General features: G+C 48.2%; 14 protein-coding genes and 1 other annotated feature (1 of these 15 running past the window's edge). Of the genes, 7 read left to right on the top strand and 7 right to left on the bottom strand.

Features of this window, described 5'->3' with window-relative positions; genetic code table 11:
- Positions 1-21: 21 nt before the first annotated feature.
- Both A7975_RS11435 and A7975_RS11430 read right to left on the bottom strand, forming a co-directional pair.
- Positions 22-249, bottom strand: coding sequence for a hypothetical protein (locus tag A7975_RS11435; protein WP_053374095.1), 228 nt, complete (start codon positions 247-249; stop codon positions 22-24).
- A 72-nt stretch (positions 250-321) separates the two neighbouring features.
- Positions 322-2019, bottom strand: a complete 1698-nt coding sequence (locus A7975_RS11430; RefSeq protein WP_065385185.1) for a methyl-accepting chemotaxis protein — start codon at positions 2017-2019, stop codon at positions 322-324.
- A 303-nt stretch (positions 2020-2322) separates the two neighbouring features.
- On the opposite strand from A7975_RS11430, the gene A7975_RS11425 reads away from it, so the two are divergent.
- Together A7975_RS11425 and bshB2 are read left to right on the top strand one after the other, a co-directional pair.
- A complete protein-coding gene (locus A7975_RS11425; RefSeq protein ID WP_053374097.1) occupies positions 2323-2667 on the top strand; it encodes a YojF family protein in 345 nt (114 codons plus the stop codon).
- A gap of 23 nt (positions 2668-2690) precedes the next feature.
- On the top strand, positions 2691-3347 hold the full coding sequence (gene bshB2 / locus A7975_RS11420; RefSeq protein ID WP_065385184.1) for a bacillithiol biosynthesis deacetylase BshB2: 657 nt from the start codon (positions 2691-2693) through the stop codon (positions 3345-3347).
- A gap of 178 nt (positions 3348-3525) precedes the next feature.
- Here the strand turns inward: bshB2 and A7975_RS11415 are convergent, their stop codons facing one another.
- From A7975_RS11415 to A7975_RS11395, 5 genes are all read right to left on the bottom strand, one after another.
- Entirely contained in the window at positions 3526-3849 is a 324-nt protein-coding gene (locus A7975_RS11415; protein WP_053374099.1) for an AzlD domain-containing protein, read from the bottom strand.
- Complete coding sequence (locus A7975_RS11410; RefSeq protein WP_442950650.1) at positions 3846-4520, bottom strand: AzlC family ABC transporter permease; 675 nt, start codon at positions 4518-4520, stop codon at positions 3846-3848. Before A7975_RS11410 ends, A7975_RS11415 begins: the two co-directional genes overlap by 4 nt.
- A 153-nt stretch (positions 4521-4673) precedes the next feature.
- On the bottom strand, positions 4674-6131 hold the full coding sequence (gene katA, locus A7975_RS11405) for a catalase KatA (RefSeq protein ID WP_053374101.1): 1458 nt from the start codon (positions 6129-6131) through the stop codon (positions 4674-4676).
- A gap of 232 nt (positions 6132-6363) precedes the next feature.
- Positions 6364-7158 (bottom strand): WYL domain-containing protein, encoded by a 795-nt coding sequence (locus tag A7975_RS11400; RefSeq protein WP_065385183.1) that lies wholly within the window; start codon positions 7156-7158, stop codon positions 6364-6366.
- Positions 7145-8458: a helix-turn-helix transcriptional regulator gene (locus tag A7975_RS11395; RefSeq protein WP_065385182.1), complete on the bottom strand. Its 1314-nt coding sequence runs from the start codon at positions 8456-8458 to the stop codon at positions 7145-7147. The genes A7975_RS11400 and A7975_RS11395 overlap by 14 nt, the downstream gene beginning before the upstream one ends.
- 186 nt (positions 8459-8644) lie before the next feature.
- Here A7975_RS11395 and A7975_RS11390 point away from each other — a divergent pair, with 186 nt between their 5' ends.
- The 5 genes from A7975_RS11390 to A7975_RS11370 all read left to right on the top strand — a co-directional run bounded on the left by A7975_RS11390 (position 8645) and on the right by A7975_RS11370 (position 14653).
- Complete coding sequence (locus A7975_RS11390; protein WP_082198145.1) at positions 8645-10063, top strand: RtcB family protein; 1419 nt, start codon at positions 8645-8647, stop codon at positions 10061-10063.
- Between the two features lie 515 nt (positions 10064-10578).
- Positions 10579-11694 (top strand): slipin family protein, encoded by a 1116-nt coding sequence (locus A7975_RS11385; RefSeq protein ID WP_065385181.1) that lies wholly within the window; start codon positions 10579-10581, stop codon positions 11692-11694.
- A gap of 461 nt (positions 11695-12155) precedes the next feature.
- Positions 12156-13319, top strand: coding sequence for an SEC-C metal-binding domain-containing protein (locus tag A7975_RS11380; protein ID WP_065385180.1), 1164 nt, complete (start codon positions 12156-12158; stop codon positions 13317-13319).
- A 45-nt stretch (positions 13320-13364) separates the two neighbouring features.
- Positions 13365-14129 carry an AAA family ATPase gene (locus A7975_RS11375; RefSeq protein WP_053374106.1) on the top strand — a complete coding sequence of 255 codons (765 nt, stop codon included), beginning with the start codon at positions 13365-13367 and terminating at the stop codon, positions 14127-14129.
- Between the two features lie 20 nt (positions 14130-14149).
- Entirely contained in the window at positions 14150-14653 is a 504-nt protein-coding gene (locus A7975_RS11370) for a CYTH domain-containing protein (RefSeq protein WP_053374107.1), read from the top strand.
- 245 nt (positions 14654-14898) lie between these two features.
- Positions 14899-15901: a sequence feature (most likely nonfunctional fraction of RNA operon), on the top strand (it continues 833 nt past the right edge of the window).

Raw genomic sequence — 15901 nt, 5'->3', positions numbered from 1 at the left:
ACCTATTCTTTCAGGACAAGCTTACTTGTCCTCTTCAATCGCATCTTCCGCTTCCTCATCGTTTTCTTCGGGGGATTCCACCAAGCGGAAATCATCGGTTTTTTCGCCATCCTCCCAGATTTCCACGAACAAAGCATCACAATGGTCAAAATCTGCTGATTTCAGCGACAACGCTTTTTCTTCATCAGCGCCTACGTACACATTTTCCAAGCCGTCCTCGTTAAACGATTGGATGACATAAATTTTCATAGCGGTGAACCTCCTGCATTATAATCTTGTAGCAGTATACCACAAAATGCGTGAGCAAAAGCAGATGCCGTTTTATCGGATTTTAAAGCGGCTAACCGTGAGCAATAAGTCCTCCGCCATTTTGGCGAGCGCATTGGATGAAGAAGATATTTCTTCCATTGACGACATTTGCTCCTGCGTGGACGCCGTAACTTGTTCCGTGCCAGCAGCCGAGCTTTCTGTCACCTCGGAGATCGACTTCATGGAGCTCGTCATCTCATCGACCCCGGCAGTCATTTGCTGCACAGCGGCGGAAACCTCCTCGGATTCCGATGCGACATCATTAACAGCATTGCGGATGTAGTCGAAGGATTCTCCTGCCGTATTCACAATGTCGATGCCGGATTGCACCTCTTTGGTTACAGCCTCCATGGAATGAACGGCTTTGCTCATGCCAGCTTGTATAAAGGAGATTAACTCCGTGATTTGCTGTGCCGACTGTGCCGATTGCTGCGACAGCTTCCTAACCTCCGTAGCTACGACCTCGAAGCCGCGTCCATGCTCGCCAGCTCTAGCTGCCTCAATAGCAGCGTTAAGCGCCAGCAGGTTCGTTTGGGTGGAGAGTGCGGATATGACCCCGACGATTTGGTTGATTTCAGCGGATTGTCCGCTAAGCTCCTCGATGACGGCCGCCAGTCCATTAACCGTATCACTAATGGAGCTCATTTGAGTGACAGCCGTTTTAATCGATTCGTTGCCGAGCAAAGCTTTCTCCGATGCCTCAGCAGTCTTGGATGAGACGGTTTGCGTGTTTGCAGCAATTTGCTGGAAGCCGATCGACATTTCATTGATGGTTTGGAAGCCCTCGTGAACGAGCTTTACTTGCATGTCAACGCCTGTAGCTACTTCTTGCATAGCAGTAGCAATCTGCTCGGTAGCTCTAGAGGTTTGCTCGGCGCTCGCGCCTAATTCCTCAGAGGATGCCGCGACCTGCTCCGCATTCGTATTTACTTGAAGGATTAGGGCTCTAAGATTGTTTGCCATCATATTAAACGAGCTGGCGAGTACGCCGACTTCATCGCTGCTTTTCATCATGATGGATTTGCCTGTGAGGTCTCCGGCAGCAATTTTCTCAGCAGCCCTGGCTACTTCGCTGATAGGCTTAGTAATGAGTCGACCCATAAATAAAGCGATGCTTATCCCTAGCACCAGAGCGATAATTCCGAGAATAAGCACTAGATTTTGGACGTCTGCCACTTGCTTAGATGCGTTTTCGGAGCTCATCGTAAGCTCGTTTTGCTGAAAAGCTTCCATATCCGTCAATACCTTCTCTAAGCGCGCGATCAAGGTGCGGCCTTGATTCGACAGAAGCGTGGTAAACTCTTGCTCTTTGTTTTGCTTCTTCAGCTCGCTGACCTGCATGGCAATCTCAAAATATTGATTTTCTATGAGATCAGCTTCCTTGAGCCCATCAACCATGGCAGGGGAGTAAATGGTTGATGCAAGCTGCTTGCTGACCTTAATGTAATCCTCATGGGCCGAAGTGATTCCTTTGAGCGATGTTTCATCGCCAAGCATGGCGTATACGCGGACGGCAACTTGTTCGGATTTGACTGCGATGTCCATATCCTTGATTTGCAGCATTTTAACGGTTCTATCATTTATTAATTCTTTGTATGTACGGTCGAGAGAGACGAGCTGCAAAAAGTTTATCGTCATGATAACGGCTAATAAAATGAGGACAGATATAAATCCGCCGAGCAATTTCTTGCTGATCGATAGGTTTCTCATGTAGGACCTCCTGTTGGTTATAGGATCGAATTGGCTAATAAATGGTAGTTCGTTCCTATAAATTTGAAAGTTAGTATAGCATATATAATTACGGCAAGCTAGTTCTTAAGTTTCACTTAATTTGATCGAATCTACCTAAAAAATAGGATGAAAGCGCTATATGCGAGCGGGGTAACGACAGCTTTTCAAATCGATAATCGAAGGTGCGTTGCATTCGTTATTTTCTTTAGGTATAAGTATGTTAGAATGATTTCAATATCAGATTCATTCAACAGGTTGGACTGATATATGGGAGGGATATAGATGCAGCTTATTGATCAAGAAAAGGTTCGGCATATCATTGATAGCTTTAAGGATCAGGACCTATATATTCATCTGGAAATGACTACGGGCGCTTATGCAGCCCATCTCGATAGCTCGAAGCATCCGGCGGCCAACTTCATAACGAATGCGGTCATTCGTTATTCGCATGGTTCGATTGCAGGGAGCGGACCTTACCGGGTCGGCTTGAAAATGGAGCAGGGCTGGATTTACTCGGAGGGGCTTACCCACTGGGAAGAGAAGGAGCAGGATAGACTGCTTCTGGCAGGCCATGATGGGCAAGGAAAGCTCGTTGTATCGCTGCAGCTCAGCCGGGTGCCCTTCTGATGAAAGAGGAGAGGAGTGTTTCTGTGGGACAAAATATTTTAGTCGTATTGCCGCATCCCGATGATGAGGCCTTTACGGTATCGGGAACGCTGGCTAAGCATATTCAAAACGGAGCTCATGTTACTTTCGCTTGCTTGACGCTTGGGGAAATGGGCCGAAATATGGGGATTCCGCCGTTCGCCAATCGGGTGACGCTGCCGGCTATCCGTAAGCTCGAGCTGGAGGAGTCCTGCCGCGCCATCGGCATTCAGGATCTGAGAATGCTGGGCTTCCATGATAAAATGATTGAATTCGAGGACCCGGAACGGCTGGATGACGTAATTGACGCTCTCTTGAAGGAGCTGCGTCCGTCGATCGTGTATACCTTTTATCCAGGGTACAGCGTTCATCCTGACCACGATGCTTGCGGAGCAGCGGTCGTTCGCACGATCAGCAGGCTTCCAAAAGATGAGCGGCCCGTTGTTTATTGCTCGGCCTTTTCCAAAAACCATCAAGAGGCGATCGGCATGCCTCAAGTCGCAAACGATGTAAAAGCATTTTTGAAGCATAAAATGGCTTCGATTGAAGCGCATCGGTCGCAGTTTCAAGCTGCTGAACTGGTAGGCAACAAAAAGCTTGAGGATGAGGAAATTAAGGAGCGCTTTGGAACAGAACGCTTCTGGATTTACCCTTTTGAATAAACTGATCTAACGATTTCTGAACCGAAAGGCTGGACGGCTCGCACGTTTGGCGGGGGAATGCGCAGAAATAAGGCTAATATTTAGCCTTATTTCTGGAATTGCAGCTTGTTTAAGTGAAAGGGGCTGTCCTAAGGTCATTTCTGACCTTTTGAGACAGCCCCTTTTCACATGCCTGTTGCTAAAAAATGAACCGAACGATAGCGGCCGACACGATGCCTGCAAGGACGGTCAGCAATAAGCTCTTCGTCTTTAACGCTATCAGCAGCGTCGGAATAATGATGATCAGCGTATGCCAGTCTATGGAAACCCCTGAACCGCTCTTAACAAGAACGCCTTGCACGATAAGCGCGGTTAATAAGCAGATGGGGATATAATTCAAAAATTTTAGCAAAGGCTGCGGCAACCTCAAGTTTCGGATAAGGACAAACGGAGCGATGCGGGGGACAAATGTCACCAAAGCACAGCCTAAAATAACGAGCAGCAGCGATAAATCGATACTCATTTCTCTGTCACCGCCCCAATAGCCGCTCCGATGATCGTTGCCAGCAGAACAGCCATATAAATGGATAGGAAGAAGGATAGAACGTAAACAGCGATAACCGTATAAGCAATAAGAGACAGGTAATGCTTCAGCTTAGAGCCTGGCAATGCGGTAAGCTGCAGGACGAGCAGCGCGATGAACATGGCAGTTAAAGCAAAATCCAGACCAAATGCCGCAGGATTTGCAATCCAGCTGCCCAGCCATCCGCCTGCCATGCAGGAGATGATCCAGACGACATAAGCGGTTACGTTTAGACCGTTCATCCACCGGTCATTAATGGGCTGGCCGCTTGAGGTTCTAAGCGAAGCAACGCCAAACGATTCATCGGTCAGAAGCGCTCCTATTCCAATGTTTTTGAGCAGGGAGTACCTTGTGAAATAAGGGGCTAGCGCTGCGCTCAGCAAGAAATGGCGTAGATTCACAATAAACGTGGTGGCAATTATAGCGGAAGGCGGGCTCATGGCAATTAGCATCGCGCATATGATGAACTGCGAAGCGCCGGCATAAACCAGTGCCGACAACAGGGCGATTTCCAGTACGCTTAGCTTCGCGGATGCACCGACGATTCCTGCCGCGATTCCGATGCCTATATAGCCAAGAAGGGTCGGTAGGCAATCCCTTACTCCTTGCATGAATGTTAGCGCTGTTTGGTCTTCGGTTGTTTCCAAAATCATAATCTCCTTGTCTCATTCTCAGCTGCGAATGAATTAACAATAATATAAAACCATGCGGCTGTCGAGTTGGATCCGAGAGCCGCATGGTTTGAATAGAAGGAATAAGTGCAGTTAAGCCTGCTGTGAGATGGATAAGCCAAGACCTTCGGCTACCCGCTGTCCGTAATCGGGATCAGCTTTGTAGAAGTGGCTGATTTGACGAAGCTTAATCTCGTCTTTCTCAACCGGCTTCATAGCGCCAACGATCGTTTCGATTAAGCGGGCGCGTTCCTCTTCGCTGATTAATCGATAGAGATCACCGGCCTGCGTATAGTGGTCATGATGGTCGTAGCCTACGCTGTCTGCTTGGCCCGATACCTCGAACGGAGCGGGCTTGTTCTCAGCGGATTCCGTTGGACCGCCGTAGCTGTTAGGCTCGTAATAAAGCGACGATCCGCCGTTGCCGTCCGCACGCATTTGACCGTCGCGCTGGTGATTGTTCACCGGAGCGGTAGGTCTGTTGATCGGCAGTTGATTGTGGTTGGCGCCAACCCGGTAGCGATGGGCATCGGAATAAGCGAACAGGCGGCCTTGAAGCATTTTATCAGGGGAAGCCTCAATGCCTGGAACAAACGAGCCGGGAGAGAACGTTGCTTGCTCAACCTCGGCGAAATAGTTTTCGGGATTGCGATCGAGCACCATCCGGCCAACCTCGATTAACGGATAATCCTTCTGGGACCAAACCTTCGTCACGTCAAAAGGATCGAAACGATATGTATTCGCATCCGAGGCAGGCATGATTTGCACGTAAAGCTTCCATGCCGGGAAATCGCCGCTTGCAATCGCATTAAACAAATCCTCGGTATGATAGTCAGGATTGTCGCCGGCAATTTTGGCTGCAACCTCATTGGTTATCGTTTTGATGCCTTGCTCGGTTTTAAAATGGTATTTGACCCAAACCGCTTGACCCTCGTCGTTCACCCATTTAAAAGTATGACTGCCGAAGCCGTGCATATGTCTTAATGTAGCAGGGATACCGCGGTCAGACATAAGGATCGTGACCTGATGCAGCGATTCCGGCGATAAGGACCAGAAATCCCAGATGGCGTTCGGATTTTTTAAGTGGGTTTGCGGGTGGCGCTTCTGTGTATGAATGAAGTCGGGAAACTTAATCGCATCGCGAATAAAGAAGACCGGTGTATTGTTTCCCACTAAGTCGTAATTGCCTTCCTCGGTGTAGAACTTTACAGCGAAGCCGCGCGGGTCACGAACCGTATCAGCAGAGCCAAGCTCGCCCGCGACCGTCGAGAAGCGGATGAACATCGGCGTTTTTTTGCCTACCTCGGATAAGAAGCTTGCTTTGGTGAAAGACGTAACATCATGAGTCACTTGGAAGTAGCCATGAGCACCTGCGCCTTTAGCATGAACGACGCGCTCAGGAATGCGCTCTCGGTTGAAGTGGGCTAGTTTTTCTAGAAGGTGCACATCTTGAATTAATGTAGGACCACGAGATCCTGCTGTCATCGAGTTCTGGTTGTCTCCAACGGGAGCTCCCCAGCTAGTCGTAAGCTTGTTCTTCTCATTACTCATAATAGAATCACCTCATTAAATTTGTGTGACTGCGCCTCATTTTATATGTTACCGCTTTCTATAGGAAAATCAATATCAATTTATAATCATTACAATTAAAATTTTTCGTCAAAATGTGAGATTGGCTGTCGTTTGAATAGGGTGAGCGGTTAGAGAGACAAGGGGCATTTGGCACAGGTTGAAGGGCTGGAGCATGTGCTTCTTATTAGGTGATTTTCGGGATTCATGAACGCTATTCCCCATAACGTCCCAGCGCTTTCGTAGCGGACTCCAGCATGCGGCTGCGGAGCTGCTTGCCATTCATAATGTTTACCCGCTTTCCGAGAAAGCGGGTTTTCGAGAGCACATACTCGCTGTCGCTGCCAGAGAAGAAGAGACGAATCGTATATTCATTCGTATCCGCATCATAATTCACTTCTTTCTCAAAGCATGAGTAAGCGTACAAAATACGCGACAGCTCTCCATTGTATTCGGGCATTACGCGTATATCAGCGCTGGCGCTTCGTTTCTCCTGCAATGCGTGGACCTTCGCCCGCAGCTGCCCGTAGTATTCTACCTCGCATGATTGCTCATCGATTGTAATGATCTTATCCAGCTTTGTGCTCATCAGCATCCGGTTTTTCACATGGTACCAAAGCAGATACCAATCCCTTTTCACCATTGAATATTCAAGCTTGTAGGGAAAGCATTCCTGCTCGCTGTGCGTACGTTCATTCTTGACGGTGTAGCTTAAGCGCAGCATGCTCTTATTTGTAATAGCCTGTCTCAATGGGCGAACATTGGGATGGTAGACATACTTCTCTTTACTGGCTGCCTTGTGCAGCAGCGCGCCTGTATCGAGAGAGAGCTCTTGTTCTAGCATAAGCTGCAGCTTTTGTAGTGTTTCTGGAGCAAAAGCTTCGGCTGCAGCAGCATGCTCCAGCATCGTCTTGAGCCAGCTGCGCTCGTGGGCTGTTACCATAAACGTTCCCGAATCCTCAAGCTTGGCTAAAATTTGATAGTTAAATATTTTCTCAAACAGATTCATAATATGCTTTGATCTCCTTCCACTCCGCGATCATTTCCTGCCGCAGCCTCATTGGCGCAAGCACCTCGCAGCTTGAGCCGAAGCTCCGAATCCATGGCTTAATCTCGATGGTGCCGTTTACTTCAATTTCATAGACGAAGCTATCATCCGATTCCTCTACGATGGCACCCCATTGTCCTTGAAGCAGCACGCGCTCTCTAACGAAATTGTGAATGCCGTGCCCCGGATGAAAGAAGCGTACGCGAACGGTGACGGGCTTGCCTGTGTCGATCAGCCAGCTATGCGCAGTGCGCTGCTCTAGCTCCGTCTTTTTTGCCTCGTAAAAAGCTTCGGCAACGGATTCCTCTTCTGAGATCTGCGTTATTCCTTCCAAGCGGTATTTTTTAATGCCATGTCTGGCATGGTTGCCTAGCAAATACCAACGGCCATATTGATGATCGTAGACGACTTTAAGCGGAAGCGTCGTTTCTTGCATGCCCTCGGTATCGCGTTCGAACAACGGATTTGTGTTTTTGGCGGCGTAGCTCGTTTCTTTCTTGGGCGAGAAGTAGAGGAAGCTGATCGACCGCCGATTGCGAATAGCGCCTAGCAGCGTGAAGAGATGCGCTTCATCCAAAATACGAGAGTAATAGTGATACTTATATAAGAAAGGGTCGATTTGGTTATATTCGGCTTGACCGCGGGCAATATGCTTTTTTAGGCCGTCGCGCAGCAAATAGCCTTGAACGGATGGCACCTGCGTGTTCGCCATAATGTCTATAAAATCATATAAGTCCAGCAGCTCATCATACGACAGCTCGCGTACAAAATCATTATAGATGCGGTAGCGGAAGGGACGCGTGCCCGGCTCTTTCTTAATCACGCCAACCTGCTCCAAATATTTGAGGTCGCCGCGTATCGTCTTCTCATCGGGAAGCGAGAGCTCAGCCGGCATGCTGCCGCAGCATAAATCAAGCAGCTCCATAGCCGTCAGCGGCTTTTCGTGCATAGCAGCGAGCAGCAGGGAGAAACGCTGGCTTTCGGTTTCCTTAAGCGATTTCGCACGGAACAGGAACAGCAGCATCGGATCGGATGATTCGAGATAACTGTAGCGGATCGTCTCAGCGAACTCCTTGCTCTGCTCCTCAGGCAATTGTTGATGGACGGCGTTCACGATTTCTTTGAGCCGCTTTATCGTTTTATCGAATGTGTGGATGGAAATGCCTAATCGGTCTGCGTATTGTTGACGATTATAGGCGCCGCTCGTTAAGACGAGCATGCGCAAAAACTGAATCTCTTTATCGAAGCTTTCTCTTGCCATTTCTGAATTCCCCCGATCGTAAGCAGTACTCTCCATCTATCTTAACAGGAAGCTGAAGGATTTGAACAAAAAGGAAAATTTTCCTTTGTCGTAATACTTTCGCCATGTTCGCGGGTCTCCAAATAAGAGAAGATAGAACTCGTAAGAAGGCATTACGGCTGATTGAAAAGCACAGGAGGTTTGACAATGTTGATGCAGCATAAGAGGCATGGCGGCAATCATCATGAAATGGAGCTTGAGCATGGGAAGCTTCACTTATTCGCTAACGAAGAGGTATTCCAATCCTTTGAAAATAAAGTATTTGAAATGGCTAACAACAATTTGCAAATTCCACGGAATCGCTATATGAGCTACACGCCAGATGCGCATGTAGGAATCGGAACGTGCATCGGCACGACGGCGGTATGGAGCATGAAAGATGGCTGCGTATCTCCTTCCATCGTCGGCTCGGATATCGGCTGCGGCATGCGTGTCCACACGACCTCGCTGCATAAGCGCGACATTCAAGCGAAGGACATTCGCAGAGCGCTGATCGCGGCTGTCGAGAAATATGTCCCGACGAACGAGCGCACGAATTCGAACTACGACGATATCGACGTGATGAGCGTCGTTCAGCACGGCTTGAAGGGACTTCCCGAAAAGTATGTGCCGGATCAGCAGTGGCTGACCCATGTGGAGCAATCCTATTTTTTATATGACCCTGCTTACCTCAAGCAGCTTCCGCCAAAAACGATGAAGTATGCGCGCGGACAACTAGGTACGCTCGGAAGCGGGAACCACTTCATCGAAATTCAATATTTGGAGATCAATGAGGAATATGCAGAATTAGCGGCAAAATGGGGTTTGTTCGACGGGCAGGTTGTGGTGATGATCCACTCCGGCTCGCGTTCTTGGGGCGGCATGATTGGGCGGGAGCATAATAAGGTGATCAAGGAAGCAATGGATCAGTGGGGCGTAAGCAATCCCGACCCAAGCTTGATTTATGCTCCAATTGCAAGCCGGGAAGGGCAGACCTATCTGAATCTGATGTATTCCGCCCTCAACTTTGCGGTGAGCAACCGGCATATGATTGCATTTGGCGTACGAGAAGCGTTCCAAGAGGTGTTCGGAGCGGGTATGGAAATGCCTGTCCTTTACGATCTCATGCATAATTACGCGCTCAAGGAGTTTCACCGCAACGAGCCGATGCTCGTTCATCGCAAAGGGGCGACGCGCGCGCTTCCGCCGGGCCACTTCCTAAATACGCCGGTGTATAAGGAGACCGGGCATCCGGCGCTTATACCCGGTTCCATGGGAACCTCCTCCTATATTATGGTGGGGAAAAATGAGGGCTTAAAAAACTTCTATTCCATCTGCCATGGAGCGGGTCGCGCAAGGTCTCGCAAAGCAACGAAGCAACTTGTCACGATTGATCAATTCGAGCAATCGATGAAGATCGGCACGGAGGAGGAAATTCTCGTCAACCACCGATCTTTGGAGACGATTCTCGATGAATGCCCGCAGGCCTACAAGGATGTGGACCAGATCATCGACAGCGTCGTTGGCGCATCGCTCGCTGCCGTGGTAGCCAAATGCAAGCCGATGGCCGCCATCAAAGGCATCTAATCCATTGCTATCGCTATTAAAGATAACTTCAATAATAGATGAGGTTCATTTACGAATGGCATACCTTGGCAGGGACATTCCAATCGTTCCGCAGTGCTTGCGCACGCTGTGCGCTTGTATGCTGTATGACCATATCGGCTGAATCTCCACAAAAATAAGGGTTCGAATCCCTTGGTTATTCGCCTAATCCGCGAAGACTCTGTGGTAGAGTATGCAAAACTCCCTCCAAGGAGAAAAATCTGAGCAATACCCGGCCTTTAACAGGAGCTCTCAGAGCGAGCTTATGTTCGTTCACTACAGCGAAGCCTATGCAATCGGTGGATACCGAAGGGAGCCCGCTGCCTCTTTTGGATGATTAGGAAAATAGCGTGAATTTGGATGGAAGTTGCATGCGAATTCAGCTATCGATATGAAGCCATAAAGCAGCTTTGCTCCCTTCTTAAGCCTGATTCCGGCCTAGCCGCAGGAGAACTCCTGTTACGAAGGCCAACACAACCGTAAAGAGGTGTATAACGATGTTCAAAAAAATAATCATCAAAAACGATGAGCGTGGCCTGCTTTTCAAAAAAGGCAGCTACATCAAGCATTTGCAGCCGGGCGTATACCGCCACAGCTCGTTTTCCGACGATAGCGTCATCTTGCAAAATGTTGCGAAACGGTTCGCCGTTCCGAACAAGGAGCTGAACCTGTTCCTTCAAGACGCAAAGCTTGTGGAGGAATTGACGCTTGCAGACGTACAGGATTATGAGTATGTGCTGCATTTTGAGGACGGCAAGTTCAGTTCGCTTCTGACCTCAGGATTGTATGCCTTCTGGAATGTTATGAAAAAACATACGTTTATTCGTGTTGATATACGTAATCCTGAAATATCGGCAGAAGTTGATCGTTCGCTGCTGGCGAAGCTGCAAGGTTATATACAGGTGTTCGAGGTGGCGAGCCACGAATCCGGCTTGCTTTTCTACAATAATGTATTGCAGCGCGAGCTTCGTCCGGGCAGGTACTTTTTCTGGAAGGGGCCAACTAGCGTGCAGGTGAAGACGCTCGATTTGCGCCAGCTGCAGCTGGATATGACCGGACAAGAGATTATGACGGAGGACAAGGTGACGCTGCGGCTTAACTTTGTGTGCCAATATAAAGTGATCGACCCGCTGAAAGCGATCCAGATCAAGTCGTTCGAGGAGCAGGTGTATATTTTGCTGCAGCTTATTTTGCGGGAGTATGTGGGCACGCTAAAGCTGGATGACCTGCTGCGAATGAAGCAAGAAATTGCAACTTTTGTCCTCACACGCTTGAACGAACAGCAGGAGCATTACGGCGTGCAGTTTGTATCGGCGGGTCTTAAGGATATTATTTTGCCCGGCGATATCAAGGATATCCTGAATACGGTGCTGCTTGCGGAGAAAAAGGCTCAGGCCAACCTTATTACCAGGCGCGAGGAGACGGCTTCGACCCGCAGCTTGCTGAATACCGCGAAGCTGATGGACGAGAACGGTACGCTGTATCGCTTGAAGGAGCTAGAGTTTCTCGAGAAAATTTGCGAGAAGATCGGCACGATCTCCCTCACCGGCGGCGGCAACTTGCTAGAGCAGCTTAACTCGCTTCTAAGCGTGAAAACGATGGATAAACGATGATAGCGCCAGATTAAGAAGTTGTCTTGTTAAGGTCCGTAAAGACCTTTGGGGCAGCTTCTTTTTTTTGCAGCTCTGAATCTTCCAAACTAGCTCTCTCTCCCGAAAATCGAAAATAAAGCTAGAATCTAGCTCTATTTCTTCCAAACTAGCACCATCGCCGGAAATAAGGCTAGAAACTAGTCTTATTGCACGCGTGACCTGCCTTTTTACTTCTTTTCGAGGCAATTGTTATGGCAGCAAATGATTTCTATGTTACTTTCTTATTCTCTGTTATTTGTCCCTTTTTATCGTATCTACATCCATCATTAATAGGACAAACTTACAATTTATGAGGAAAATATTAAATTATTTTGTTTGATTCCATCTTCAATTTTTGTTATCTTTGAACCTACATGTTTATTGGCATACCATTTATAATGAATAGAACGGCTTGAAATACAATCACGATTTAGGAGATTAATATGACTACAAAGCTAGATAAAGCAATGGATAAATTTTGGCCGCAGCTCCCCTATCCGCTATCGTTTGCGGATGCGCTGGGCACATTATCGAAGCAGCAATTGACTAGTATTCGTACGAATTTGCAAATAAGCAACCTAAGTTCGCTTAACAAACAGGGGCTCGTTGAAAAGCTGTCAGAGTTGATTCCGGAGAACCTTTCGATGGCAACTCGCTGTTTTGACCATAATAGATTGAAGCTTGTTCAGAAAATCGTAAAAAACGACGGCTTTTGGGACAAGCCGCTGCTCGAACCACAGCAATACGAATATTTCCGCGAGCGCGGGATACTTTTTCCTTCAACAGTAGATGGCAAAAAGGTAGTTTTGATGCCTTCCGAGCTGCTGGCGTATTTTAAAGAAGTGGAAGCGAAAGAGGAACATCCTAACATAAAAAGAAATACGGAATGGATTCGGCAAACGCAAGGCCTGCTTTACTATTACGGAGTATTGACGGCAGATGAGCTGAAATCATTCATCATTACGGGTGAGGAGCATCCGCTTGATCAATACGAGCTTATGAACATTTTGTTCGAAGCATCGGACTATTATGAGCTGATCGTAATGGACGAAACCAACGATCTATTAATTTGTGATTTTCGGGTAACGGATCCGCAGGCGATTTTGAAGGAGCGGGCACTCAGGCATGATCTCGATTATTGCCCGTTTACGAAGCAGCAGCTATTGAAAGCAGGAGAGCCTGAATACGTCGAGCGGAGCAGCCAGTATATGAATTTGGTACGCTACGTCCTCCATCATTATGAGATTGACCGTGAAGAGGCTGATTTTATGGCAGAGGAATGTGTCGACGCCACTAAAAATGGAGATTCTTTAGCTACCGTTATCGAGATCGCGCAGCGTTTTATCGATATTCCGAATCGGCAGACCTTGACAGCTATAACGAACCTGCTTGTACCTTTAATGAACAGCACGAAGCAGTGGCTCATCAAAGGCTACTCCCCGGAGGAGCTGTCAGCCAAACGGGCAAGCGCCAGCATGCTGCTGAATAACGCCCCTATACAAGCCGTTCAAGCAGATGTAATTGATATCCAGTCGAAGAAAAAAATCGGACGTAATGATCCATGTACTTGCGGGAGCGGGAAAAAGTTTAAGAAATGCTGCGGCTAGCAGCCGGAAGCAGATGATAATTAATCGAGCCAGGAGGCGTACTGCGTGAAACAAGACCAGCAAGGGCTTTATTTAAGAAGCGTTAAGCTGCTAAGGGAGTCAGTACCCTCCTTCGATGCCTATCCCTTTCATCTAAATGCGATTCAGAGCTTGGATGAGCTGGATTTCCACCCGAAGGTTACCTACATCGTTGGGGAAAATGGAATGGGGAAGTCTACGCTAATGGAAGCGATCGCGGTAGGGCTCGGCTTCAACCCGGAGGGCGGGACGATTAATTTCAATTTTTCCACGGAAGCAACGCATTCCGAGCTTCATCAATATCTAAGGCTTGCCCGCAGCGTGCATAAACCGAGGGATGGGTTCTTTTTTCGGGCGGAGAGCTATTATAATTTGGCTACTAATATTGATCAAATGGACCGCGAGGGCGGTCTCGGCGCTCGCATTATTGATTCCTATGGCGGAAAGTCGTTGCATCAGCAGTCGCATGGCGAATCTTTTTTTGCAACGTTCCTTCATCGTTTTAACGGAAACGGGCTTTATATGATGGATGAGCCGGAGGCGGCTTTATCCCCTTTTCGCCAAATGGCGATGCTCTCCCGTATTCATCAGCTGGTGGGCCAGCGCTCGCAATTCATTATCGCTACGCATTCACCGATTTTGATGGCGTATCCGGATGCCGTTATTTACAATTTGTCCGCGGATGGCATAGAGCGCACATCATTAGAGGAAACCGATCATTTTCTGCTGATGAAGCAGTTCGTTAATAACCGGGAAAGAATGCTGCAAGAGCTTTTTCTAGATGAGGATTAAAATCAAAGGAGCTGTGAAGGATGTCACTTGAAATTGAACGCAAGTTTTTGCTGCCCGAGTTTCCTAACGCGTTAATAGAAGAAGAAAAACTAAAAGTGATCTCCGAGCAAAGAATTGAACAGACCTATTTGGCAATGGATGAAAATCAAGAGCTTCGCGTTCGGCGCCTTGTTGATTTGGCGAGCGGCGAGGTCACGCATACGCATACTTTCAAGGTAGGCAACGGCCTCTCCCGCGAAGAGATCGAATATTCGATTTCGGAGAACATTTACGAGCAGATCATTAAAGCATTCGGTTTCGTACCGCTGACGAAAAATCGTATTACCGCTGAATGGAATGGGCGCATCATCGAGATTGATACCTATGATCAAATCGAGCTTTCTGTTCTTGAGGTTGAATTTGACTCGGAAGAAGCAGCCAATACGTTCAAAGCGCCGAGTTGGTTTGGCAAGGACATCAGCACTGAACGCCAGTACAGCAACAAAAAGGTATGGCGTGAGCTGCAAGGGAAAACGGCGCAATAAACAACGGTTATTGATGAAATTACGATTAATTTAAAAAAGTTTAAATAAACGCTTGACCTTCTAGGTGCATACATGGTATATTCTAATTCCGGCCGAGAGAAACACGCGGACGACAAGCAAAACAAGCGAAACACAAGAGAGAATAGATTGCTCTTTGAAAACTGAACAACGAGTAATAACTGCCTCGCAAATCCTTCGGGATAAGCGAAAAAAGCGATAAAAAAGTAATGAGCATTTCAAACACCAATTTGGAGAGTTTGATCCTGGCTCAGGACGAACGCTGGCGGCGTGCCTAATACATGCAAGTCGAGCGGATCTTGTCCTTCGGGATAAGATTAGCGGCGGACGGGTGAGTAACACGTGGGTAACCTGCCTGTAAGACTGGGATAACATTCGGAAACGAATGCTAATACCGGATACGCGATACGGTCGCATGACCGAATCGGGAAAGATGGAGCAATCTATCACTTACAGATGGACCCGCGGCGCATTAGCTAGTTGGTGAGGTAACGGCTCACCAAGGCGACGATGCGTAGCCGACCTGAGAGGGTGATCGGCCACACTGGGACTGAGACACGGCCCAGACTCCTACGGGAGGCAGCAGTAGGGAATCTTCCGCAATGGACGAAAGTCTGACGGAGCAACGCCGCGTGAGTGATGAAGGTTTTCGGATCGTAAAGCTCTGTTGCCAGGGAAGAATGCTTGGGAGAGTAACTGCTCCCAAGGTGACGGTACCTGAGAAGAAAGCCCCGGCTAACTACGTGCCAGCAGCCGCGGTAATACGTAGGGGGCAAGCGTTGTCCGGAATTATTGGGCGTAAAGCGCGCGCAGGCGGCCTTGTAAGTCTGTTGTTTAAACTTGGGGCTCAACCCCAAGTCGCAATGGAAACTGCAAAGCTTGAGTACAGAAGAGGAAAGTGGAATTCCACGTGTAGCGGTGAAATGCGTAGAGATGTGGAGGAACACCAGTGGCGAAGGCGACTTTCTGGGCTGTAACTGACGCTGAGGCGCGAAAGCGTGGGGAGCAAACAGGATTAGATACCCTGGTAGTCCACGCCGTAAACGATGAATGCTAGGTGTTAGGGGTTTCAATACCCTTGGTGCCGAAGTTAACACATTAAGCATTCCGCCTGGGGAGTACGGTCGCAAGACTGAAACTCAAAGGAATTGACGGGGACCCGCACAAGCAGTGGAGTATGTGGTTTAATTCGAAGCAACGCGAAGAACCTTACCAGGTCTTGACATCCCA

Origin of the sequence: Bacillus sp. FJAT-26390, from assembly GCF_001682865.1 — a bacterium.
In the GTDB taxonomy this organism is placed as follows: Bacteria; Bacillota; Bacilli; order Paenibacillales; family Paenibacillaceae; genus Pristimantibacillus.
This window is presented reverse-complemented; position numbering and strand designations above follow the sequence as displayed.